The sequence below is a fragment of the Pseudomonas sp. 9.1(2019) genome, from assembly GCF_009910445.1.
Lineage (GTDB): Bacteria > Pseudomonadota > Gammaproteobacteria > Pseudomonadales > Pseudomonadaceae > Aquipseudomonas > Aquipseudomonas paraversuta.
This window is the reverse complement of sequence record NZ_VBWF01000001.1, coordinates 161,180-183,463: the sequence shown is the minus strand read 5'-3', so window position 1 is coordinate 183,463 and position 22,284 is coordinate 161,180. Positions and strand designations below refer to the sequence as shown.

At 60.3% G+C, this 22,284-nt stretch carries 15 protein-coding genes and 1 rRNA gene; 10 read left to right on the top strand and 6 right to left on the bottom strand.

Annotated elements, in window-relative coordinates; all coding sequences use genetic code 11:
* Positions 1-150: 150 nt before the first annotated feature.
* From rrf to FEZ21_RS00715, 7 genes are all read left to right on the top strand, one after another.
* Positions 151-266 (top strand): 5S ribosomal RNA (rrf, locus tag FEZ21_RS00745).
* Positions 267-545: 279 nt separating this feature from the next.
* Positions 546-3,995, top strand: a complete 3,450-nt coding sequence (gene recC / locus FEZ21_RS00740; RefSeq protein ID WP_160626258.1) for an exodeoxyribonuclease V subunit gamma — start codon at positions 546-548, stop codon at positions 3,993-3,995.
* The gene (recB, locus tag FEZ21_RS00735) at positions 3,995-7,684 is read left to right on the top strand and encodes an exodeoxyribonuclease V subunit beta (RefSeq protein ID WP_160626256.1); all 3,690 of its coding nucleotides are present in this window, start codon (positions 3,995-3,997) and stop codon (positions 7,682-7,684) included. The genes recC and recB overlap by 1 nt, the downstream gene beginning before the upstream one ends.
* On the top strand, positions 7,681-9,765 hold the full coding sequence (recD, locus tag FEZ21_RS00730; RefSeq protein WP_160626254.1) for an exodeoxyribonuclease V subunit alpha: 2,085 nt from the start codon (positions 7,681-7,683) through the stop codon (positions 9,763-9,765). The genes recB and recD overlap by 4 nt, the downstream gene beginning before the upstream one ends.
* 182 nt (positions 9,766-9,947) lie before the next feature.
* Positions 9,948-10,523, top strand: coding sequence for a YfiR family protein (locus FEZ21_RS00725; RefSeq protein WP_003439374.1), 576 nt, complete (start codon positions 9,948-9,950; stop codon positions 10,521-10,523).
* Positions 10,520-11,776: a diguanylate cyclase domain-containing protein gene (locus FEZ21_RS00720; protein WP_003439376.1), complete on the top strand. Its 1,257-nt coding sequence runs from the start codon at positions 10,520-10,522 to the stop codon at positions 11,774-11,776. The genes FEZ21_RS00725 and FEZ21_RS00720 overlap by 4 nt, the downstream gene beginning before the upstream one ends.
* 21 nt (positions 11,777-11,797) lie before the next feature.
* Positions 11,798-12,301 carry an OmpA family protein gene (locus FEZ21_RS00715; protein ID WP_003439378.1) on the top strand — a complete coding sequence of 168 codons (504 nt, stop codon included), beginning with the start codon at positions 11,798-11,800 and terminating at the stop codon, positions 12,299-12,301.
* Positions 12,302-12,378: 77 nt separating this feature from the next.
* Here FEZ21_RS00715 and FEZ21_RS00710 read toward each other — a convergent pair whose 3' ends face one another.
* The 3 genes from FEZ21_RS00710 to FEZ21_RS00700 all read right to left on the bottom strand — a co-directional run bounded on the left by FEZ21_RS00710 (position 12,379) and on the right by FEZ21_RS00700 (position 15,623).
* A complete protein-coding gene (locus FEZ21_RS00710; RefSeq protein ID WP_160626252.1) occupies positions 12,379-13,569 on the bottom strand; it encodes a glycoside hydrolase family 5 protein in 1,191 nt (396 codons plus the stop codon).
* 146 nt (positions 13,570-13,715) lie between these two features.
* The gene (locus tag FEZ21_RS00705) at positions 13,716-14,465 is read right to left on the bottom strand and encodes a carbonic anhydrase (protein WP_003439381.1); all 750 of its coding nucleotides are present in this window, start codon (positions 14,463-14,465) and stop codon (positions 13,716-13,718) included.
* 210 nt (positions 14,466-14,675) lie between these two features.
* Positions 14,676-15,623, bottom strand: coding sequence for a LysR family transcriptional regulator (locus FEZ21_RS00700; RefSeq protein ID WP_003439384.1), 948 nt, complete (start codon positions 15,621-15,623; stop codon positions 14,676-14,678).
* Positions 15,624-15,805: 182 nt separating this feature from the next.
* Between FEZ21_RS00700 and FEZ21_RS00695 the strand changes: the two genes are divergently transcribed.
* On the top strand, positions 15,806-17,320 hold the full coding sequence (locus tag FEZ21_RS00695) for a CoA-acylating methylmalonate-semialdehyde dehydrogenase (RefSeq protein WP_160626251.1): 1,515 nt from the start codon (positions 15,806-15,808) through the stop codon (positions 17,318-17,320).
* Positions 17,321-17,331: 11 nt separating this feature from the next.
* Positions 17,332-18,219, top strand: a complete 888-nt coding sequence (mmsB, locus tag FEZ21_RS00690; RefSeq protein ID WP_010657277.1) for a 3-hydroxyisobutyrate dehydrogenase — start codon at positions 17,332-17,334, stop codon at positions 18,217-18,219.
* A gap of 54 nt (positions 18,220-18,273) precedes the next feature.
* Here mmsB and FEZ21_RS00685 read toward each other — a convergent pair whose 3' ends face one another.
* The 3 genes from FEZ21_RS00685 to FEZ21_RS00675 form a co-directional block, all read right to left on the bottom strand.
* Positions 18,274-18,618, bottom strand: coding sequence for a cupin domain-containing protein (locus FEZ21_RS00685; RefSeq protein WP_003439389.1), 345 nt, complete (start codon positions 18,616-18,618; stop codon positions 18,274-18,276).
* Between the two features lie 165 nt (positions 18,619-18,783).
* On the bottom strand, positions 18,784-20,187 hold the full coding sequence (locus FEZ21_RS00680) for an amino acid permease (protein WP_003439390.1): 1,404 nt from the start codon (positions 20,185-20,187) through the stop codon (positions 18,784-18,786).
* A gap of 137 nt (positions 20,188-20,324) precedes the next feature.
* Positions 20,325-21,218: a LysR substrate-binding domain-containing protein gene (locus FEZ21_RS00675; RefSeq protein ID WP_160626247.1), complete on the bottom strand. Its 894-nt coding sequence runs from the start codon at positions 21,216-21,218 to the stop codon at positions 20,325-20,327.
* 160 nt (positions 21,219-21,378) lie between these two features.
* Here FEZ21_RS00675 and FEZ21_RS00670 point away from each other — a divergent pair, with 160 nt between their 5' ends.
* Complete coding sequence (locus FEZ21_RS00670; protein ID WP_160626246.1) at positions 21,379-22,143, top strand: sulfite exporter TauE/SafE family protein; 765 nt, start codon at positions 21,379-21,381, stop codon at positions 22,141-22,143.
* The last annotated feature ends 141 nt before the right edge of the window (positions 22,144-22,284 follow it).

Here is a 22,284-nt window from a genome sequence, read left to right as displayed (position 1 = left end):
CCCAAGCAATTTGCGTTCTTGGTGACAAGAACAGACAAGTTGCGGTGTGTGAAGACGATACAAACCGAAAGTTTGCACAACACACAAATCTATTACATACCCATTCGCTGGAACGTTAACCGTAAGGTAAACGCGCTGGCTACCGAATTTCTTGACGACCATAGAGCATTGGAACCACCTGATCCCATCCCGAACTCAGAAGTGAAACGATGCATCGCCGATGGTAGTGTGGGGTTTCCCCATGTGAGAGTAGGTCATCGTCAAGATTAAATTCCAAACCCCCTGTCTGCTCACGCAGACAGGGGGTTTGTTTTTGTGCCGAGAAAAGTTGCAGCCCGCGATACGCTGCAACAACTCTTCCGCTGCTGCAGTCGCCGAATGCGCAAGGCAGCAGGTGGCACAGGGCTTCTCTTGCGCAAGACTTACTGTCTATCGCAGCCTTCGGTAGCGACTGCAGGGCCCGACCGGTCTTGCAATACTCCACCAATGCTCCCGGGCAATGATAAGGTTCGCCTTTGGATTTGCTCTCTCCTAAGGATGCCGTCATGCCGGTTGCTACGTCCCTCAATGCGGGTTTTATGGTGGTTCACGGTAACCGCCTTGATGAGTTGCGCAGCCTGGTTGTGAGCTGGATGCGCCGCTACCCTCTGGCTCCTTTGGAGAACGAAATTGCTTTGGTGCAGAGCAACGGTATCGCCCAATGGCTGAAGCTGGCTCTGGCGGAAGATGCCCGGGACGATGACCTTGGCGGCTGTGGTATTGCCGCCGCGGTAGACGTGCAGTTGCCCGGCAGTTTCATGTGGCAACTTTATAGAGTCGTCCTGGGCAGTGAACAAATCCCTGCAACGTCCCTGCTCGATAAGGCCCCGCTGACCTGGCGCCTGATGCGCTTGCTCCCGGCGCTTATCGATCAGCCGCACTTCGAACCCTTGCAGCGCTTCCTTACCCATGACAGCGATCTGCGCAAACGCTATCAGCTGTCAGAGCGGCTGGCTGACCTGTTCGACCAATATCAGGTTTACCGGGCCGACTGGCTGGAAGATTGGGCCGCAGGCCGCCATCAATTGCGCAACGCCCGGGGTGAAAGTCCGGCCCTGAGCCCGGCTAACTGCTGGCAGGCCGAACTCTGGCGTGCGTTATTGCTCGATGTGGGTGAGGAGGGCATGTCCCAGAGTCGGGCCGGTGTTCACCAGCGCTTCATGGATAAGATCAACAGCCTTGAGCAAGCGCCGCCCGGTTTACCGGCCAGGGTGATTGTATTCGGGATTTCTTCACTGCCCGCCCAGGCGCTCGAAGCCCTGGCCGGACTTTCCCGTTTCAGCCAGGTGCTGCTGTGCGTACACAACCCTTGTCGCCATCACTGGTCTGACATCGTTGCGGATAAAGACCTGCTGCGTCACCAGTACAAACGTCAGGCGCGCAAAGCGGGAATGCCTGCAGCCCTGGACCTGGATATCCTGCATCAACACGCCCACCCGTTGCTTGCTGCCTGGGGCAAACAAGGGCGTGACTACATCAATCTGCTCGACAGCTACGATGACCCCAATAGTTATCGCGCTGCTTTTCGTGATGGCCGTATCGACCTGTTCAGTGAGGTGCAACCGCTGAACCAGCTGAACCAGTTGCAGGATGACATCCTCGAACTGCGCCCCCTCAGCGAAACCCGCGAGTTATGGCCCGCCGTCGATTTGGAACAGGATCAATCAATCCGCTTCCAGGTTGCCCACAGTGCGCAGCGCGAAGTCGAGATCCTTCACGACCAGTTGCTCGCCCGATTCGCAAAATATCCTCAGTTGCAGCCGCGGGATGTGATCGTGATGGTGCCGGATATCGACAGCTACGCGCCCCATATCCGTGCCGTATTTGGCCAGATCGAGCGAGACGACCGCCGGTTCATCCCCTACACCCTGGCAGACCAGGGCCAGCGTGGCCGTGATCCGCTGCTGATCGCCATCGAGCATCTGCTCAAGTTGCCGGACAGCCGTTTTCCCGTCAGTGAAATTCTCGACTTGCTGGATGTTCCGGCCCTGCGCGCACGCTTCAACGTACAAGAGCGCGACTTGCCGACCCTGCATCGCTGGATTGAAGGTGCGGGGATTCGTTGGGGACTGAATGCAGAGCAACGGGCCGGCCTCGGTTTGCCGGCTCATCTGGAACAAAACAGTTGGCGCTTTGGCCTGCGCCGCATGTTGCTCGGTTATGCCGTCGGTAGCGCCGAAGCCTGCGATGGAATTGAGCCTTATGATGAAATTGGCGGTCTCGATGCGGTACTGATCGGTCCCCTCGTGGCATTGCTGGACGCTCTGGAAATTGCCCACCAGGAGCTGTCCCGACCGGCTTTGCCGGGGCAATGGGGCGAGCGCCTGCAGGCATTGGTGCAACTGTTTTTCCAGGCAGAAACCGAACATGACGATTACCTGCTGGCCCAGCTCGAAGAGCTTCGCGAAACCTGGCTCGAGACCTGTGAGCTGGTAGGTCTGCAAGACGAGTTACCGCTAACCGTAGTACGTGAAGCCTGGTTGGCCGGGCTTGATCAAGGCAAGCTGTCGCAGCGCTTTTTGGCCGGGGCGGTGAATTTTTGCACCCTGATGCCGATGCGGGCCATTCCGTTCAAGCTGGTATGCCTGTTGGGCATGAACGATGGCGACTACCCGCGTGCGCAACCACCGCTTGATTTCGACCTGATGGGCAGTGACTACCGCCCGGGTGACAGATCCCGCCGGGAAGATGACCGCTACCTGCTGCTCGAAGCGCTGCTTTCTGCACGGGATCAGCTCTATATCAGCTGGGTCGGGCGCAGTATTCGCGACAACAGCGAGCGTCCTGCCTGCGTATTGATCGGGCAACTGCGCGACCACCTGGCCAGCGGCTGGCAACTGGCGGGCGGGGGCGACTTGCTGCAAGCCATGACCCAGGAACATCCGCTTCAACCCTTCAGTACCCGCTATTTCCATGAAGGTAATTCCAACCTGTTCAGCTATGCCCGGGAATGGCAGCGTTTGCACGAGCCCCAACCGGCACCTGTTGCGCCGGGCATCCTGACCGCGCACGAACAAGAAGAACCTTTGAACCTGACCCAACTGCAGGACTTCTTGCGTAATCCTGTACGGCACTTCTTTAGCCAACGTTTGAAAGTGTTCTTTGAGGCGGCCGAAGTGCCTCTGGCAGACGAGGAACCCTTCGTACTCGACGCGTTACAGCGCTACACCCTGAGCGACAGCTTGCTCGAAGCCGCATTGGCACAGCCAGACCAGCCTGAACAGGCCTTGCACACCCGAGCCCTGCGTTTACAGGGCAGCGGTCTGCTGCCCATGGCCGGTTTTGGTGAGAGTCTGCAGCAAGAACTGATAGAGCCACTTCCAGATGTACTACAGCGCTATCAGCAATTACTTGCCCTTTGGCCTACGCCGCTCAATAGCGCGCTTCCCGTCAGCTTTGAGGCAAACGGCCTGACTCTGGAAGGCTGGCTGAGCAATCTGCATCAACGCAGTGACAAGGGCCTACTGTCCGTCACGACTATTCCTAACAGTATTGGCGCGATCAAAACCCGTAAATGGCATCGCTTGACCCGGCCCTGGGTCAACCACCTGGTCGCTTGCGCCAGTGGCCTGGACATGTCCACTGCGTTGGTAGCCAGCGATGACACCTTGCTGCTCGCGCCTCTGGAGGCCAAGCACGCCAGTGAAATTCTTGGCAACTTGCTGATGGCCTGGAAAGTCGGCATGGGCCGCCCGTTACCCATTGCCGTCAAAACAGCCTTCGCCTGGCTGGCCCAGACCGATCCGGCCAAAGCCGATGCCGCGGCGCAAAAAGCCTACGAAGGCGACGGCCAGACCAGCGATGGCGAGCGTCGCGAAAGTGCCGCACTCGCACGCCAGTTCCCTGATTACCCGGCCCTGATGGCCAGTGAAGAATTTGCAGAGTGGTGCGATGCCCTCTATCGACCACTCTTTGATGCGCCATGGCGTTCATTGAACAGCGAGGCGTCCCGCTAATGAACGAGCAAAAAATACCTCTGGCCCTGGCCTTTCCCCTGCGCGGCAGTCAACTGATCGAGGCCAGCGCGGGCACCGGCAAAACCTTCACCATCTCGGCACTCTATTTGCGTTTGATTCTGGGGCATGGCGCCGGGGAGTCGGGCTTCGGCCGCGAGTTGCTACCCCCGCAAATCCTGGTGGTGACCTTCACCGATGCCGCGACCAAAGAGCTGCGTGACCGTATCCGCACCCGGCTCGCTGAAGCCGCGCGGTTCTTCCGTGACGAGATCGAAGCCCCGGACGCCCTGGTTGCACAACTGCGGGACCAGTTCGCGCCCGGGCAATGGGCCGCCTGTGCCGGGCGCCTCGATATCGCAGCACAGTGGATGGACGAAGCTGCCGTTTCGACCATCCACAGTTGGTGCCAGCGGATGCTGCGTGAACATGCCTTCGACAGTGGCAGCCTGTTTACCCAGACCCTGGAAACCGACCACAGCGATTTGCTCGGCGAAGTACTGCGCGATTACTGGCGACTGTTTTGTTACCCCATGCATGGCGATGCCTTGAACTGGGTGCGCGCCAACTGGAGTGGCCCGGCCGCCTTGTTACCGCGGGTTCGAGCCTTGTTCGGCAGCTCAAGGGCGCCTGAAAATGTGGAGCAAACACCGGCCTCGATGATCGAAGCCTGTTTGCTGGAACGTCGCCAGGCCCTTGCACAGCTGAAAACCCCCTGGTTGCAATGGGCCCAGCAGCTGCGTGAAATCTGCCTGCAGGCCGTGGCCGCCAAAGCGGTGGACGGCAGGAAAATGCAGGCCCGTTATTTTGAACCCTGGTTTGAAAAGCTCAGTGCCTGGGCGGCTGACGAATCTCTGGAGCAGCTGGATCTGGGCACAGGTTTCACCCGCCTGACCCCCGATGGCTTCGCAGAAGCCTGGAAAGGCGAGCCCCCGCAGCATCCAGCGCTGGACGCCATGCACGGCCTGAAAGCCGCGCTTGATGCCTTGCCGACGCCGGATGCCGCAGTTCTTGAACACGCCGCTTATTGGGTGAGCAAACGTTTTGAAGAAGAAAAGCGTCGGCGTGCCGAGATGGGCTTTGACGACATGCTGCTGCGGCTCGACGCGGCGTTGCAGGCCGACGGCGGCGAGCGTCTGGCGACCCTGATTCGCGAGCAGTTTCCGGTGGCCCTGATTGACGAGTTCCAGGACACCGACCCGGTGCAGTACCGCATCTTCGAGACCATCTACCGTATCGAAGACAACAGTCCCGATACCGGCCTGTTCCTGATCGGCGACCCGAAACAGGCGATCTATGCCTTTCGCGGCGCCGACATCTACACCTATTTGCGTGCCCGTCACGCCACCAGTGGCCGACTGCATACCCTTGATACCAACTTCCGCTCCAGCCATGTAATGGTCGAAGCGGTGAACCACGTATTTGCCCGGGCCGAGCAGCGGGACAGCGGGCGGGGGGCATTTTTGTTCCGCGAAGGTCCGGAGAATCCGGTGCCCTTTGTGTCGGTCAAATCCCAGGGCCGTAAAGAAGTCCTGCAACTGGATGGCCAGCCCGCCACTGCATTGACCCTTTGGCAACTGCCCTCCGAGCAGCCGCTGTCAGGTGTCATTTATCGTCAGCAACTGGCAGCGGCCTGTGCCAGCCAAATTGTTGAGTTGCTCAATGGCGGTCAGCAAGGTCGGTGCGGTTTTGCCCAGCCGGGCAAAGCCCTGCGCGGTGTATTGCCGGCAGACATTGCCATTCTGGTGCGTGACGGTAAGGAAGCTCAGGCGGTCAGGCGTGAATTGTCGACACGGGGCGTACGTAGCGTTTACCTGTCTGATAAGGATTCGGTCTACGCCGCCCAGGAAGCCCACGATGTACTGGCCTGGCTCAAAGCCTGTGCCGAGCCGGACGTTGAACGCCCGCTGCGGGCCGCCCTGGCCTGCATCACCCTCGACCTGCCGCTGATTGAACTCGAACGTCTGAATCAGGACGAACTGGCCTGGGAATCCCGGGTCATGCAATTCCGGGGCTACCGCGAGATCTGGCGCAAGCAGGGTGTGCTGGCCATGTTGCGCCGACTGCTGCATGACTTCCAATTGCCTCAGGCGCTGATTGCCCGTGTCGATGGCGAACGGATATTGACCAACGTCCTGCACCTGTCCGAACTGCTGCAGCAGGCCGCCACCGAACTGGATGGCGAACAGGCGCTGATCCGGCATCTGGCCGAGCACCTGGCGCTATCCGGGCAGGCCGGGGAAGAACAAATCCTGCGCCTTGAAAGTGACGAGCAACTGGTCAAAGTGGTGACCATTCACAAGTCCAAAGGCCTGGAATACCCCTTGGTATTCCTGCCGTTTATTTGCTCCACCAAACCTGTGGATGGCAGCCGTTTGCCGCTGCATTATCACGATGATGCGGGCAACCCGCGGGTGAGTTTAAAGGCCACGCCAGAGCTGATAACCCAGGCCGATGACGAGCGTCTGGCCGAAGACCTGCGCCTGCTCTATGTGGCCCTGACCCGGGCCCAGCATGCTTGCTGGCTGGGGGTGGCCGACCTCAAGCGCGGTAACAACAATCGTTCGGTGCTGCATCTTTCAGCACTGGGCTATTTGCTCGGAGGTGGTGCGCTGCTGGCCGAGTCCGCAGGATTGCAGGGTTGGCTGACTGACTTGCAACAAGACTGCGCGGCGATCCGCTACTTGCCCGTGCCGACGGCCAGCGAGGCGAAATTTTATCCACCGCTCAATCAGGCGACCCTGCTCAAGCCGCTGCTACCGGCACGTCGGGCAGCGGAAAACTGGTGGATCGCGTCCTACAGTGCCTTGCGCATTGGTGACAGCCTCAGCCCCGCTGAAGCCCCTGAAAGCGCCCTGGCGCAAAAACTCTCGGACGATGAGCGACTTGATCCGGATGCGCCGCGTGAAGTGCTGCTCAGTGGCGGCGACATTCACCGGTTTCCCCGCGGGCCCAATCCCGGAACCTTCCTCCATGGTCTGCTCGAATGGGCGGGCAGCGAAGGCTTCAAGGCAGACCCGCAGGCCATCCAGGATGCCGTGGCCCGGCGTTGCAACCGTCGCGGCTGGCAAGGCTGGATCGAGACCCTGAGCGACTGGTTGCAGCATCTGCAAGATGAGCCGCTGCGCCTCAATAACGGTCAGCCGGCGGTGGTCCTCAGCGAGCTGAGCCAGTATCAGATCGAAATGGAATTCTGGTTTGCCAGCCACAAGGTTGATGTCCTGCAACTGGACAGGCTGGTACGCCAGCACACCCATGGCGGTGCCGCACGTGCGGCAGCGGAACCGAGCCTGCTCAATGGCATGTTCAAAGGCTTTATTGACCTGACGTTTGAACACCAGGGGCGTTACTACGTGGCGGACTACAAATCCAACTGGCTGGGTGCCGACGACTCGGCCTACACCGAGCAAGCGATGACGGCCTCCATTCTGGATAACCGCTACGACCTGCAATACGTGTTGTACCTGCTGGCCCTGCATCGCCAGCTAAAGGCCAGGTTGCCCGATTACGACTATGACCGGCATATGGGCGGCGCGCTCTACCTGTTCTTGCGCGGTACCCGGTCCCAGGGGCAGGGCGTGTTCTTCACCCGTCCGCCCAGACTATTGATCGAAAGCCTGGACCTGATGTTCCAGGGCAAACCTGCGGCACAACAGGCAGAGCCGGCGTGGGAACAGGGAGTGTTGTTATGAGTCGTTCATTTGCCGAGCTGTTGCCTACCCCGCTGACGGCCGAGAGCCTGGCCCGGCTGCAACCCTTGCACCGGGCCGAAGATTTACTGCTATTGCTGGAGCGCTGGGTGGAGCGCGGCTGGCTGCGCGCTCTGGATAAAGCCTTTGTCGCATTTCTGCATGAGCGCGACCCCCATGGCGATCCATTGGTGCTGCTGGCGGCGGCGTTGACCAGCCACCAGCTGGGGCACGGGCACGTCTGCCTGGACCTGTTTGAAACCCTGAAAGAGCCCGATTTCGCGCTGTCCCTGCCGCCTGAGGGTGATGTGCAGACCGGTGCCATGTTGCTGCCCTCACAATTACTCGAAGCGCTGGATGGCGACGCCTGGTGCAAGGCTTTGCAAGCCAGCCAGCTGGTAGAGCATGCCGGCCAGTCGCTGGCCGATGCCGCCAGCCGGCCATTGGTGCTGAGTGACCGGCGTCTGTATCTGCGTCGTTACTGGGCGTATGAGCGGCGCATCGACAGCGCATTGCGCCAACGGCTGGCAGCCACTCAAGTGACCTCTGCGGATTTGCCTGCGCGCCTCGACAGCCTGTTCGGCAGCCCCGCCGCGAATGCGCCGATTGACTGGCAGAAGCTGGCCTGCGCCCTGGCCACCCGGGGCGCGTTCAGCATTGTCACCGGCGGTCCCGGTACGGGTAAAACCACCACGGTGGTACGTTTGCTGGCACTGCTTCAAGCCCCGGCCGTTGAAGTGGGGACCCCGTTGCGGATCCGTCTTGCCGCGCCGACCGGCAAGGCAGCGGCACGCTTGACCGAGTCCATCAGTCTGCAAGTCAAGTCACTGGAAGTGGACGACAAGGTCCGGCAAAAAATCCCCAGTGATGTGACCACCGTTCACCGCCTGCTTGGCAGTCGCCCCGGCACCCGGCACTTCCGCCATCACGCGGGCAACCGTTTGCCGCTGGACGTGCTGGTGGTTGACGAGGCCTCGATGATCGACCTGGAAATGATGGCCAACCTGCTCGATGCACTGCCCGCCCATGCCCGGCTGGTGCTGCTGGGGGACAAGGACCAGCTGGCGTCGGTTGAAGCCGGTGCCGTGCTGGGGGATTTGTGTCGCGATGCCGAAGCGGGTTGGTACACCCCGCAAACCCGGGAGTGGCTGGAGCACGTCAGCGGCGAAAGCCTGGCCGCCAGTGAATTGCAGCAAGATCTCGACGGTTCTCATCCGTTAGCCCAGCAAGTGGTCATGCTCCGCCATTCGCGGCGCTTTGGCGAAGGCAGCGGCATCGGCCAGCTCTCGCGCCTGGTCAATCGTCAGCAATCCGATGCTGCGCGGGCGCTATTGGCGGCCGGCAGCCATGCCGACCTTTTTGCCCTGTCCCTCAAGGGTGAACAGGACCGTGCCTTTGAGCGCCTGGCGCTGGAAGGGCGAGGGGCGCAGGCCAAAGGCTATCGACACTATCTCGAGGTGTTGCGCGAGCAGCGCCCGGCAGCCGAGGCGGGGCTCGAAGATCCCTGCTGGGGCGCGTGGGCCGGCAAGGTGCTGGAGGCGTTCGAAGCGTTTCAAGTACTGTGTGCGGTGCGCAAAGGCCCCTGGGGTGTCGAAGGTCTGAATGAACGCATCACCCGTGCCCTGTTCGGCCACAAGCTGATTGACAGCGATCAGCACTGGTACGAAGGTCGCCCGGTGCTGATGACCCGCAATGATTACGGCCTGGGGTTGATGAACGGCGATATCGGCATTGCTCTCAAACTCCCTGAGCGTGACGGACTGACACCAAAGTACGTGTTGCGCGTGGCTTTCGCTCGCAACGACGGGCAGGGCGGCATTCGCTTTGTGCTGCCAAGCCGCCTCAATGATGTGGAAACGGTGTACGCCATGACCGTGCACAAATCCCAGGGCTCGGAGTTCTCCCACACCGCGCTGGTGCTGCCGGAAGCGCTGAACCCTGTATTGACCAAGGAGCTGATTTACACTGGTATCACCCGGGCCAAACACTGGTTCAGCCTGGTCGAACCGCGTGCCGGTGTCTTCGAAGAAGCGGTACAGCGCAAGGTTAAGCGCTTGAGCGGCTTGATGCTGGGGCTGAAGTAGCCGTGGTCAAAGAGGATTTGCCCCCTGCTTATGGCCCTGGCCGCAACTTGCGGCAGAACCTCGGGGCATGAGTCCTGCGCAAACCGTTGCGGGCCGGGCATAATGTGACGCGCATCACGTTTTGATGCGCGCCGTGCTATCGTTGCGACATCACTCACCTAATGAATACAGAGATTTCAGGCATGGACGTGGCTGTCCCACCGACAGGACAAGGGGCTGGATGGCGGCTACGGCGGCTATCACTTTGCCTGTTACTGTTGAGCACTCCCTGCCTGGCCCAGCCTGAAGCGTCCAGCAACCTGGCAGATCAGCGAGCGAAGGCTGTGACCCAAGTGGTCCTGGGCATCCTCAGCTATGCACGCTGGCCCATCGAGCCGGCTCAAATGCAGTTGTGCGTGGTGGGCCCCACTGAATACACCGATGACTTGCTTCAAGGTGCTACCCAGTCCAGTGGTCGGCAGGTGCAAGTGCGGCGCATGCTGGTGAGTAACCCGGCCATAGCCCGCGAGTGCAACGCGGTGTATCTGGGCAAGCTAAGCACTGCAGAGCGCAGCAGCCTGTTCAGTTCCCTGAGCGGACAAGCCGTCCTGAGCATCAGCGAATACGGTGATCAATGCACCGTCGGCAGTCTGTTCTGCCTGCGGGTGACCGATGAGCAAGTGACATTTGAGGTCAACCTCGACTCTGTTGCCCGCAGCGGTGTGCGTATTCACCCCAGCGTGTTGCAACTGTCACGGCGTCGGGCGGTTCAACCATGAGCCTGTTCAAAGCTCCTGAACAGCGGCGCAGCCTGCGCTCTGTGCTGCGGCGCGGGCATCTGGGAGTTGCGCTGGTAGCAGTGATCCTGGCCAGCGCGTCCATGACCCTGCTGGGCGTGCTGGCGCTCAAGGTTTATGCGGACCACAACCTGCACTTGATTGCCCGCTCCATCAACTACACCGTGGAAGCTGCCGTGGTGTTTGATGATCAGGTGGCGGCAACCGAAGCGCTGGACATGATCGCTTCCACCGAAGCCGTCGCCGAGGCTGAGGTCTACACCGCCAATGGTGAATTGCTCGCCCATTGGCGGCGCCCGGAAACCGGCTTGCTGTCGAAGGTCGAAATGCTGCTGGCCGACAGTTTGCTGCAACAGCCGATCAAGGTCCCGATTGAGCATCAGGGGCGGGAAGTCGGGGTGGTGGTGGTCAGCGGGCACGGCGCCAACATGTTGCGCTTTTTACTCAGCGGCTTGCTTGGCGTGCTTCTGTGTACGGCGCTCAGTGCCTGGAGCGCGTTGTACCTGTCGCGGCGTCTGCTTGGCGGCATCACCGGCCCCTTGCAGCAGTTGGCCGAAGTTGCCCACGCCGCGCGCATCGATCGGGCGTTTGACCGTCGCGTGCCGCCTGCCCATATCGCCGAGCTGGACAGCCTGGGCAACGACTTCAATGCCTTGCTTGATGAGCTGGAGTCATGGCAAAGCCACTTGCAAAATGAAAATCAGAGTCTGGCGCACCAGGCCAGCCACGACTCGCTGACCAATCTGCCCAACCGAGCCTATTTTGCCGCGCGGCTGGCGCTGACCTTGCGCACGCTGAACAAGCCTGGAGATAAGGTTGCCGTGCTGTTTCTCGACAGCGACCGCTTTAAAGACATCAACGATACCCATGGCCATGCCGCAGGAGACGCGGTGCTGGTCGCCGTGGCAACGCGGATCCGCGCCCAGTTGCGCGAAAACGATGTGGTGGCGCGTCTGGGCGGCGACGAATTCGCCATATCCCTGACCCCGCTGCACCGCATCGAAGATGCCCAGCGTATTGCAGACAAAATCATCGCCAGCATGCTTGAGCCGATCCGGTTACCGGATGACAGCCATGTCGTGACGTCGCTCAGTATTGGAATCGCCGTTTACCCCGAACATGGTGCAACCCCGGATACGCTGCTCTGTGCAGCGGATTCGGCGATGTACCAGGCCAAACGCCTCGCCCGAGGCGGGCAACAGGTTGCGGAGTTGGAGTACCCCGCAGCCCAGTGATAATCAGGAGCTTGTCCCCCCATGCGTGTATTGACCCAGCGTTACCTGCAATTTTTTAGTGCTGTCTTGTTGTTGGCCATGTTGTCATTGACCGGCTGTCAGACCGCCCCGCCCAAAGGGCTGACGCCGGCGCAGATTGCCGTACTCAAGCAACAGGGGTTTGAACTGACCGATGAAGGCTGGGCATTTGGCTTGTCAGGCAAAGTGCTGTTCGGCAGCGACCTGGAAGTGCTCAACCCCCAGAGCCAGGAAATCGTGGAACGCATCGGTAAAGCATTGCTTGCCGCCGACATCCAGCGCGTACGGGTTGACGGCCATACCGACTCGTCCGGTAGCAACGCTTACAACGAGCAGCTGTCCGTACGGCGTGCCAACAGCGTGGTCAAAGTGCTGACCAAAGTCGGCATGCAGCCTGAAAATGTTGAGGTCCGCGGGCTGGGTAGCCGGGTGCCGGTAGCGTCCAACAGCACCCGCTCCGGACGTACTGAAAATCGGCGGGTGGCGATTGTGGTGATTGCCGAATAAAGGCCCGCGTTATGGCTACGGCCTCTCCTGGCATCGCTATCAAATCAGTGTGCGAGTGTCAGGAGGGGCCGGGGCTTTTATTCACTCTTCTTCAGCCGCTTGCTGATGGGTTCGAATTCAGCTGTGGCAGATCGTTTGACCGGGTCCGGCTGCCCGTCCTCAGCCGCTTTCCAGTAAGCCCAGGGAACGTTGGCGCTTCCCAGCTCGTAATCCATACCGTCCCAGCTGTCCTCGCGAAAGCTGTAAAACGCCCAGTGCACCCTGGCTGCTTCCAGTGCGCTGAGCACATCCTCCAGATACTGCTGACAACCGGGCAGTTTACGCATGCATCCGAACTCTCCCGCGACCATCCGGTTGGCCGGTATGGCGTGCTGTGCGGCCCAGTCGAGGGGCAGCTGAAGATAGCTGCGAACCCGGTTCGGGTCCCACTTCTGCATGCCCGCAGCAAATGGCACCAGGCCCGGGTAGGTATAGGGTCTGGCCCGTTGCAAATTGGGGGCACTGGTTGCCGCATAGGGCTCGTACATGTGAAAGCTGTACAGCACGCGGCTGTCGGCCAACGGGGCTGGCCAGTATGAGAATGCATCGGCCGCACCGTACCAGCCGGCGTCCACCATGATCGGTGTGAGTGAATCAACTTCGCGGATGGCGCTGATGAGGGTTTGGTAAAACCCGGGTAAATCCCGTGCGCTGCCGACCTGTTTTTCGTACCAGTCCCGCATCTTTGCAGCATCGGCGTGCTCGGCCAGCCCCGCCTGTTTTTCCGGTGCCGGCTCGTTGATCAAGTTGTAAGCGGCAACCGCGGGGTGCTCTTTGAGCACTGCGGCGAGATCACGCCAAAAGGCAGCACTTTGGGTCCAGAATCGCTTGTCTTGCCACAAGCGGTCATCGAAGCGGTCGCCATTGTTTTGCGCCCAGCGCATACCCGGCAGCGAAAGGGGCGTGATCACCACTTTGAGCCCTGCGGCATGTGCCCGGTCCAGGGTGGTTTTCAGCTGTTGCAGATCCTTGGCAACCAGTCCTTGGTACTGGTCTGCATTGCCAATCAGGTAGTCCCGTTCTGCCGGCTGCCACTTGTCATAGGACAGGCGCACCCAGCTCGCGCCATAGTCCTGCAGAGCATCGAAATAGGCTTGATCGGGAGGCAGTCGATTGAAACTGTTTCCTCCACGTTCAGGCTTGTCCCAAAAGGCAATCATGTCCGCGGCACCAGCTGCGCCAGACAGTACACCCAGTAACAAAAGGGCGGGCATCGTCCTGAGTTTCATGGCGGTTTTTCCTCGGATGCTGAGGGACGGGGAGCGGATTGTTCATCAGCAGCAAGCAGGGCTTTTAACAGCGGGGTGCATGTCCCGGGCGCCGGTCCCCTGCGTAAAGCACGCAAAGGCTGCAGCCCGGGCACATGTTCAGGGTTCTAGGCGATCAACTCGACTTTGCCACTGTCGAGTTTATAGATGCCACCCACGATGTTCAGCTTTCCCTTGGCCAGCGCATCCGACAACAGGCTTGATTCACTTTTGAGGCGGGCCACTGTGTCTTTGACGTTTTGCGCGATGGCGTTGTCCAGCAGGTTTCCGGGCCGGGTTAACACCTTGGCCACCGAGGGCTTGATCGCATCCGCCAGCCCCTGAATCTGCCCGGGAAACTTCGCGCCGTCTTTCTGCGCCTTGACCCCGGCCGAGACCGCACCACAACTGTCGTGGCCCAGCACCATGATCAAAGGTGTTTCCAGTACGGCCACGGCATATTCCAGGCTTGCCAGGCCGTCGGACGTCACGAAATTACCCGCCACCCGCACCGCAAACAGGTCGCCGCGCGCGGTATCGAATGCATACTCCGGGGCGATTCTCGAGTCGGCGCAACCCAGCACGGCGGCATAGGGGTTTTGCCCGTTGACCAGGGCCTCACGCTCGGTCAGGAAGTCATGGCGCCGGGTCACGCCCTGGGCGTAACGGGCATTGCCTGCCATCAACCGCGTCAAAGCCTGTTGCGGGTCAAGCCGGTTTTGCGGTTTGGGGACCGGGCCGTCGCTGGCGGCTTGGGCCAGTTGCGCGGGCAGCGCGCCGGCCAGCATCAAAGCGCCGGCAGCGCCCCCCGCCAGGCGGAGGAAATTACGGCGATGATTGATGGTGGGTGCAGGTGACGGTTCGCAGGAAATGCACATGGGAGGGAACACTCTTGATGGATGAGGGCATGGAAGCCATGGCACCTCGGCTAATCGGAGGTCGGGGGCTGACAGTCGGTGCCCGGAGCCGCAGAGTAAGAGTGGTGAAAATTGGCGCCTATGGGATTTGTCCTAAATTTCTTAAGGCCGGCGGCGCGCAGCGCAGTACGCAGGTGCGGCTCTCCTGTGTCGGCTGCGCGTTAAGGACTGTTAATCGGCGAAACGCATCTCGCGACTTTCCCCCAGCAACAACGGTGCATTCAGCTCCGTCACTTCGCGGATGTAATCCCACAACAGGGTGATCCGCTTGAGCTTCCTCAAATCCTCCCGGCAGTACATCCAGAACTGGCGTGTGAGGTTGATCTCGTCCGGCAGTACCGGCAGCAAACGCGGGTCCTGTGCCGCCAGAAAGCACGGCAGGATTGCCAACGAGCGGCCCTGCTGCGCCGCCACGAACTGCGCGATCACGCTGGTGCTGCGCAGGTTGGCGCTGGCGCCGGGCAGCACATTGGCCAGGTACAGCAACTCGGAACTGAACGCCAGATCGTCGACGTAACTGATAAACGGGTGATCCACCAGGTCGGCCGCCCGGCGAATCGGCGGGTGCTGGTCCAGGTATTCCTGGGTAGCAAATAACTGCAACTGGTAGTCACACAGCTTGCAGCACACATACGGCCCGTGTTCCGGGCGCTCCAGGGCAATCACGATGTCGGCTTCGCGCTTGGACAGGCTGATGAAGTGCGGTAACGGCAAGATGTCCACGGAAATGGCCGGGTAGGCATCCACGAAGTGGCTCAGCTGCGGGGTGATAAAAAAACTTCCGAAGCCCTCGGTGCAGCCCATTCGCACATGCCCCGACAGCGCCACGCCCGAGCCCGAAACCTGCTCGCAGGCCATGTGCAGCGTGCTCTCGATTGACTCGGCATAGCCCAGCAGACGCTGGCCTTCAGGGGTCAGGGTGAAGCCATTGGTACGGGATTTTTCGAACAGCAAGGTACCCAGCGCGGCTTCCAGCGAACTGATACGCCGTGACACGGTGGTGTAGTCCACCGCCAGGCGCTTGGCGGCGCTGCTGGCCTTGCGGGTGCGGGCCACCTCGAGAAAAAACTTCAGGTCGTCCCAGTTCAGTGCGCTTAACGATGTGATGTTTTTTTGCATGTTAGACCGGCTTTTATGTGCGTTCTTATTAGAAGAACGCACACCTATACTCCAAAAACAGTCCTGCGACCAATCCGGGCGCACCGGTGCACGACTTAATCTGTAGAAGCGAGCTTGCTTGCGAGCAAGCTCGCTTCTACAGATTGGCGTGACCGGACATAACAATAATTTCGGAGACTTCCATGAACGTTTCTACTACCCCGTACCAAAATGCCCGACTGCTGATCGATGGCGAGTGGGTCGAGTCCCAGACCACCGAGTGGCACGACATCGTCAACCCGGCGACTCAGCAAGTACTGGCCAAAGTCCCTTTCGCTACCCCCGATGAAGTCAACGCCGCTATCGCCGCAGCGCAACGCGCCTTCCAGACCTGGAAGCTGACGCCGATCGGCGCGCGGATGCGCATCATGCTCAAGTTGCAGGTGCTGATTCGTGAACACTCCAAGCGTATCGCCACGGTGCTCAGTGCCGAGCAGGGCAAAACCATTGCCGACGCCGAGGGCGATATTTTTCGCGGCCTGGAAGTCGTGGAGCACGCGTGCTCTATCGGTACCCTGCAGATGGGTGAGTTCGCAGAAAACGTTGCGAGCGGGGTGGATACCTACACCTTGCGTCAACCTATCGGCGTTTGTGCAGGCATCACGCCTTTCAACTTCCCGGCAATGATTCCGCTGTGGATGTTCCCGATGGCCATCGCCTGCGGCAACACCTTCGTCCTCAAACCGTCAGAACAAGACCCGCTGTCGACCCTGATGCTGGTGGAGCTGGCTCTTGAAGCCGGGGTTCCACCAGGCGTGCTCAACGTGGTCCATGGCGGCAAGGACGTGGTGGATGCCCTGTGCACCCACGCCGATATCAAGGCTGTATCGTTCGTCGGCTCAACCGCCGTGGGCACCCACGTGTATGACCTGGCAGGCCGCCACGGCAAGCGCGTGCAATCGATGATGGGCGCCAAAAACCACGCCGTGGTACTGCCCGATGCCAATCGCCAGCAAACCCTGAATGCTCTGGTCGGTGCCGGTTTCGGTGCTGCCGGGCAACGCTGCATGGCCACCTCGGTGGTGGTGCTGGTGGGCGCGGCCAAACAATGGTTGCCGGACCTCAAGGCGCTGGCACAAAAGCTCAAGGTCAATGCCGGCAGCGAGGCGGGTACCGATGTCGGCCCGGTGATTTCCAAGCGTGCGAAAGAGCGCGTGCTGGGGCTGATTGAAAGCGGGATCAAGGAAGGCGCGGTACTGGAGCTGGATGGCCGCGATATCAAGGTCCCGGGCTTCGAGCACGGCAACTTTGTGGGGCCAACCCTGTTCTCGGGTGTCACCACCGACATGCAGATCTACACCCAGGAAATCTTCGGCCCGGTCCTGGTGGTGATTGAAGTCGATACCCTTGACCAGGCCATTGCGCTGGTCAACGCCAACCCTTTCGGCAATGGCACCGGCCTGTTCACCCAAAGCGGTGCGGCGGCGCGTAAATTCCAGAACGAAATCGACGTGGGCCAGGTCGGCATCAACATCCCGATTCCGGTGCCGGTCCCGTTCTTCAGCTTCACCGGTTCCCGTGGTTCCAAGCTGGGCGATCTGGGGCCGTACGGCAAGCAAGTGGTGCAGTTCTATACTCAGACCAAGACCGTCACCAGTCGCTGGTTCGACGATGACAGCGTGAATGATGGCGTCAACACCACCATCAATCTTCGTTGAGGGCACAGACCATGAATATTGCATTTATCGGCTTGGGCAACATGGGCGCACCGATGGCGCGCAACCTGCTCAAGGCCGGGCACTCGTTGAACCTTTTTGATCTGAACAAGGACATTCTGGCTGAACTGGCGGCCCTGGGCGGCCATGTCAGCGCTTCGCCCCGTGAGGCGGCCAAAGGTACTGAACTGGTGATCACCATGCTGCCGGCTGCCGCCCATGTGCGCAGCGTATGGCTGGGTGAAGACGGGGTGCTGGCCGGCATCGGCGAAGGTGTCCCTGCGGTGGATTGCAGCACCATTGACCCGCAGACCGCTCGCGATGTAGCGGGCGCGGCGGCCAGACAAGGCGTGCAAATGGCCGATGCCCCGGTGTCCGGCGGCACCGGCGGGGCGCAGGCAGGCACCCTGACCTTTATGGTCGGTGCCAGCCAGGCCCTGTTCGATACGCTGCACCCGGTCCTTTCGCAAATGGGCCGCAACATAGTCCATTGTGGGGATGTGGGCACCGGCCAGGTGGCTAAAATCTGCAACAACCTGCTGCTGGGTATCTCCATGGTCGGGGTCAGTGAAGCCATGGCTCTGGGCGCGGCATTGGGTATCGACAGCGAAGTGCTGGCCGGGGTGATCAACAGTTCCACCGGACGCTGCTGGAGTTCCGAAATCTACAACCCGTGGCCGGGCATTGTGCCAACGGCACCCGCTTCGCGCGGCTACACCGGCGGTTTTGGTGCCGAGCTGATGCTCAAGGATCTGGGGCTGGCCACCGAAGCTGCACGTCAGGCGCATCAGCCCGTGGTCATGGGCGCAGTGGCGCAACAGTTGTACCAGGCAATGAGTTTGCGCGGAGAGGGCGGTAAGGACTTCTCGGCCATCATCAATAGCTATCGCAAGCCCGAATAGGGCATTTACGGGAGTCCGCGTCGGGCGGACTCCCGGTTTTTTGCGTGGTGCCAATCAGGCAAAGACAAAATACTTGCGCACTGTTTCAACCACTTCCCATGTGCCCTTCATCCCCGGCTCCACGATAAAGATATCCCCGGCCCGCAGATGAATCGGTTGTTTGCCCTCGGGGGTGATGATGCAGTAGCCCTCGCGGAAATCGCAGTACTCCCACTTCACGTATTCCACGTACCACTTGCCGGGCGTGCAAATCCAGGTGCCCATGATTTTGCTGCCATCATCGCTGGTGTAGGCATTGAGGTTCACGGTGTGCGGATCGCCTTCGAGCTTTTCCCATTTGCAGGCATCAAGCACGGGCAGGGGGTGGGTGTCGCGAAGTACGGTAATTGGCGCAGACATAAGGACTCCGGTAGATGGATCAAGGCACGGATTTCAGCCTAACCGGCGGCAGTTTCCGGCAGATGTCTGGTTCCGACCCCCAGTGACCCGAATACGCAGCCTGCGGATACGAAAAAGCCCCGATCCTTGATACAAGGACCGGGGCTTTGTTGTGTCAGGCAAGGATCAGCGCGGGTTTGCCAATGCTTTGCCCGTACGCAGGCGTACTTGATAGAACCCGTAAAGGATCAGCAGCCACACCGGGATCGCATACACCGACGCACGTACATCGGGGATCATCCAGATCACCGAGACGATGGTGGCCATGAACACCAGGCACAGGATGTTGCTGAACGGGAACCAGAACGCTTTGAACGAAGGCTTCACGCCCTGTACCGCCATGGCCTTGCGGAACTTGATATGGGTCAGGCTGATCAGCGCCCAGTTGATCATCAACGAAGCCACCACCAGCGCGAACAGCAACTCCAGTGCCTTGTGCGGCGCCAGGTAGTTGACCACTACACACAGCAAGGTCACCAGCGCCGACACCCCCAGTGCCCGCAATGGCACACCATTTTTGGTCAGCTTCATCAGCGCCTTGGGTGCATCGCCCTGTTCGGCCAGACCGAAGAGCATGCGGCTGTTGCAGTAAACGCCGCTGTTATAGACCGACAGGGCGGCCGTCAGCACCACAAAGTTGAGGATCTGGGCGGCGGTATTGCTGCCGATCAAGGCAAAAATCTGCACGAACGGGCTGCTGCCGTATGCATCCCCGCCGGCGCCAAGGGTCACCAGCAACTGGTCCCAGGGGTACAGCGCCAACAGAACAGTCAGGGCGCCGACGTAGAAAATCAGAATCCGGTACACCACCTGGTTGATGGCTTTGGGGATCACTTTTTTCGGTTCGCTGGCTTCGGCGGCGGTGATACCCACCAGCTCCAGGCCACCGAAGGAGAACATGATAAAGGCCATGGCCATCAGCAAACCGGTGCCGCCATTGGGGAAGAATCCGCCATGGCTCCACAGGTTACTGAATGAGGCTTGGGAGCCGCCGGTGCCGCTGATCAGCAGATAGCAACCCAGCACTATCATGCCGACAATCGCCACCACCTTGATGATCGCGAACCAGAACTCCATCTCGCCGAAGACCTTCACGTTCAGGGTATTGATCAGGTTGACCAGCACAAAGAACACCACGGCACTGACCCAGGTCGGAACCTCGGGCCACCAGAACTGGATGTATTTGCCGACCGCAGTCAGTTCGGCCATGCCCACCAGCACGTACAGCACCCAATAGTTCCAGCCCGACAGAAAGCCCGCATAGCCGCCCCAGTACTTATGGGCAAAGTGGCTGAACGAGCCGGCCACGGGTTCTTCGACGATCATCTCGCCGAGCTGGCGCATGATCAGAAACGCGATAAAGCCGGCAATCGCATAACCGAGAATCATCGACGGCCCTGCGGACTTGAGCACGCCCGCCGAGCCCAGAAACAGCCCGGTACCGATAGCGCCGCCCAGGGCAATCAGCTGGATATGACGATTTTTCAAACCGCGTTTGAGTGTGACCGGGGGGGAGTTAGCGTCAGCCATCGGGTGCCTTGTGGGTGGTTATTCTCAATGATGATGAAATCAACGGGACGACAGGCGCCGCGTTGGGTCAGCAAGCCCCGGATATTACTCTTGGTAAAAATTCAGGCATACAGGCGAACAGCACTCTAGGAAGTTTCTTATCGGTTATCCGGGGTCGATAGCGCCCCAAGCAGGGTTTGCGCACAGGCCGGTAATTGTTCGAAGGAGCGGGCGCACAGCAGCAGTTTGCGGTCTGCCCAGGGCTCATTCAGGGGCACTGCCTTGAAGGTGCGCGGTGCCTGCCAGCGTTCGATGGTGGCCTTGGGCACTATGCCCAGCCCGGCGCCCCGGGCGACCATGCGCAAGACCCCATCAAAGCCCTCGGCCCGGATGCGCACCTGCATGCGGCAACCGCTGTGCAGCGCCTGCTCTTCCAGATACACGGCCAGTGCACTGCTGGCTGACAGTCCAACATAGTCATGGCTCAAGGTGTCGCTGAACCTGAGCTGCGGCAGACTGGAGAGTGGATGCTCCTGGGGTAGCACCAGCACCAGCGGATCATCGCGAAAGGGCCGGGTTTGCAGATCCCGGGTATCGACTGCATTGGAAACTATCCCGATATCGGCGGCGTCCTGGCGCAGGGCATGGGTGATACGCAGGCTGGTCAATTCGTGCTGGTCGACGCTGATATGGGGATGCTGGCGTACAAAATCGGCCAGCAACTCGGGCAGATATTCGGTAAGGGCTGCGGTATTGCACAGCAACCGTACCTGGCCTTTAAAGCCCTGGGCGTATTCGGCCAGATCGTGATTCATGCGTTCCATCTGTCGCAGCAGCAGCCGGGCATGTTGCGCCAGCGCCTGGCCCGCAGGTGTCGGGCTGATGCCCCGCCGGCTGCGTTGCAAGAATGCCACCCCCAGCGCCGCTTCCATCGCCCTGATGCGCGCACTGGCGGCGGCCAGCGACAAATGGCTGAGACCGGCGCCCGCGGTGATGCTGCCGGTCTGCAGGCAATTGAGATACAGCCGTAAATCCACCAGATCGAAGTGCATAAGCCTCCATGTCACCTGCCTTGTGGCAGCGGGCCTGGCCGCGATACAGCCCCCGGTCTTGCTGGCGCGCTGCATTGATAAATCAGCCTCTTGTCATGCAAGAGGCTGGCTCAGTATATGACGCATTTCCAACCTCGGCACCGTGGCCCAGCATAGGGCCATGAAAACACTCTTCGAGTTCTACCAAAACCTTGGCTGGTCCCTGTCACTGCTGGTGCTGCTGACTTTTCTGGTGGCCGGAACGGTCAAGGGGGTGATTGGCCTCGGCTTGCCGACGGTAGCCATGGGCTTGTTGGGTCTGGCTATTGCCCCGGCACAGGCAGCGGCATTGCTGATCATCCCGTCCATCGTCACCAATACCTGGCAACTGGCTGCGGGCGGCCGGCTACGCGGGCTGATAAAGCGGCTGTGGCCGATGCAACTGGGGATTTTGCTGGGCACCGGCCTTGGCATGCTGTGGCTCAGCAGTGATGGCGGCAGCTGGGTGGTACGGGCTTTGGGCATGGCCTTGTTGCTGTATGCCTTGAGCGGGCTGTTTCTGCCCGTGCTGCGGGTCGCGCCACGGATGGAGAACTGGCTGGGGCCAACCTGCGGGTTGATCACCGGGATCATTACCTCGGCCACCGGTGTGTTTGTAATCCCTGCCGTGCCGTATCTGCAGGCCCTGGGCTTAAGCAAAAATCAGCTGGTACAGGCCTTGGGATTGTCCTTCAGCGTCTCCACCTTGGCCCTGGCTGCCGGGCTTTACTGGCGCGGTAGTCTGGGTGGCGGCGAGCTCAATGGGTCATTGCTGGCGCTGCTGCCCGCCATGCTCGGCATGTGGCTGGGTCAATGGCTGCGTCAGCGCATCAGCGGCGCATTATTCAAATCCGTATTTTTTATCGGTATGGCGCTATTGGGTATGCATCTGCTAGTCGCTAGTTAAAGGTTTTGGCAACAATATGGCAGCTATTCGTGATTGATAAGCAAAGGTGATTTGCTCCGATGCGGGTTTTTCCCGAGGGCAGTGATCGATACCCTGCCAGGTATTAAATCTTTAACACCCGAAGGCCGCTCAACAGCGCTG

What these genes read in the sequence shown, in the direction of transcription:
- recD (WP_160626254.1), top strand. Translation starts at nt 7,681, where the DNA reads ATGAGTCGTTCATTTGCCGAGCTGTTGCCTACCCCGCTGACGGCCGAG.
- FEZ21_RS00675 (WP_160626247.1), bottom strand. Translation starts at nt 21,218, where the DNA reads ATGCACTTCGATCTGGTGGATTTACGGCTGTATCTCAATTGCCTGCAG.
- recC (WP_160626258.1), top strand. Translation starts at nt 546, where the DNA reads ATGCCGGTTGCTACGTCCCTCAATGCGGGTTTTATGGTGGTTCACGGT.
- FEZ21_RS00700 (WP_003439384.1), bottom strand. Translation starts at nt 15,623, where the DNA reads ATGCAAAAAAACATCACATCGTTAAGCGCACTGAACTGGGACGACCTG.
- FEZ21_RS00725 (WP_003439374.1), top strand. Translation starts at nt 9,948, where the DNA reads ATGGACGTGGCTGTCCCACCGACAGGACAAGGGGCTGGATGGCGGCTA.
- FEZ21_RS00695 (WP_160626251.1), top strand. Translation starts at nt 15,806, where the DNA reads ATGAACGTTTCTACTACCCCGTACCAAAATGCCCGACTGCTGATCGAT.
- FEZ21_RS00685 (WP_003439389.1), bottom strand. Translation starts at nt 18,618, where the DNA reads ATGTCTGCGCCAATTACCGTACTTCGCGACACCCACCCCCTGCCCGTG.
- recB (WP_160626256.1), top strand. Translation starts at nt 3,995, where the DNA reads ATGAACGAGCAAAAAATACCTCTGGCCCTGGCCTTTCCCCTGCGCGGC.
- mmsB (WP_010657277.1), top strand. Translation starts at nt 17,332, where the DNA reads ATGAATATTGCATTTATCGGCTTGGGCAACATGGGCGCACCGATGGCG.
- FEZ21_RS00670 (WP_160626246.1), top strand. Translation starts at nt 21,379, where the DNA reads ATGAAAACACTCTTCGAGTTCTACCAAAACCTTGGCTGGTCCCTGTCA.
- FEZ21_RS00720 (WP_003439376.1), top strand. Translation starts at nt 10,520, where the DNA reads ATGAGCCTGTTCAAAGCTCCTGAACAGCGGCGCAGCCTGCGCTCTGTG.
- FEZ21_RS00705 (WP_003439381.1), bottom strand. Translation starts at nt 14,465, where the DNA reads ATGTGCATTTCCTGCGAACCGTCACCTGCACCCACCATCAATCATCGC.
- FEZ21_RS00710 (WP_160626252.1), bottom strand. Translation starts at nt 13,569, where the DNA reads ATGAAACTCAGGACGATGCCCGCCCTTTTGTTACTGGGTGTACTGTCT.
- FEZ21_RS00715 (WP_003439378.1), top strand. Translation starts at nt 11,798, where the DNA reads ATGCGTGTATTGACCCAGCGTTACCTGCAATTTTTTAGTGCTGTCTTG.
- FEZ21_RS00680 (WP_003439390.1), bottom strand. Translation starts at nt 20,187, where the DNA reads ATGGCTGACGCTAACTCCCCCCCGGTCACACTCAAACGCGGTTTGAAA.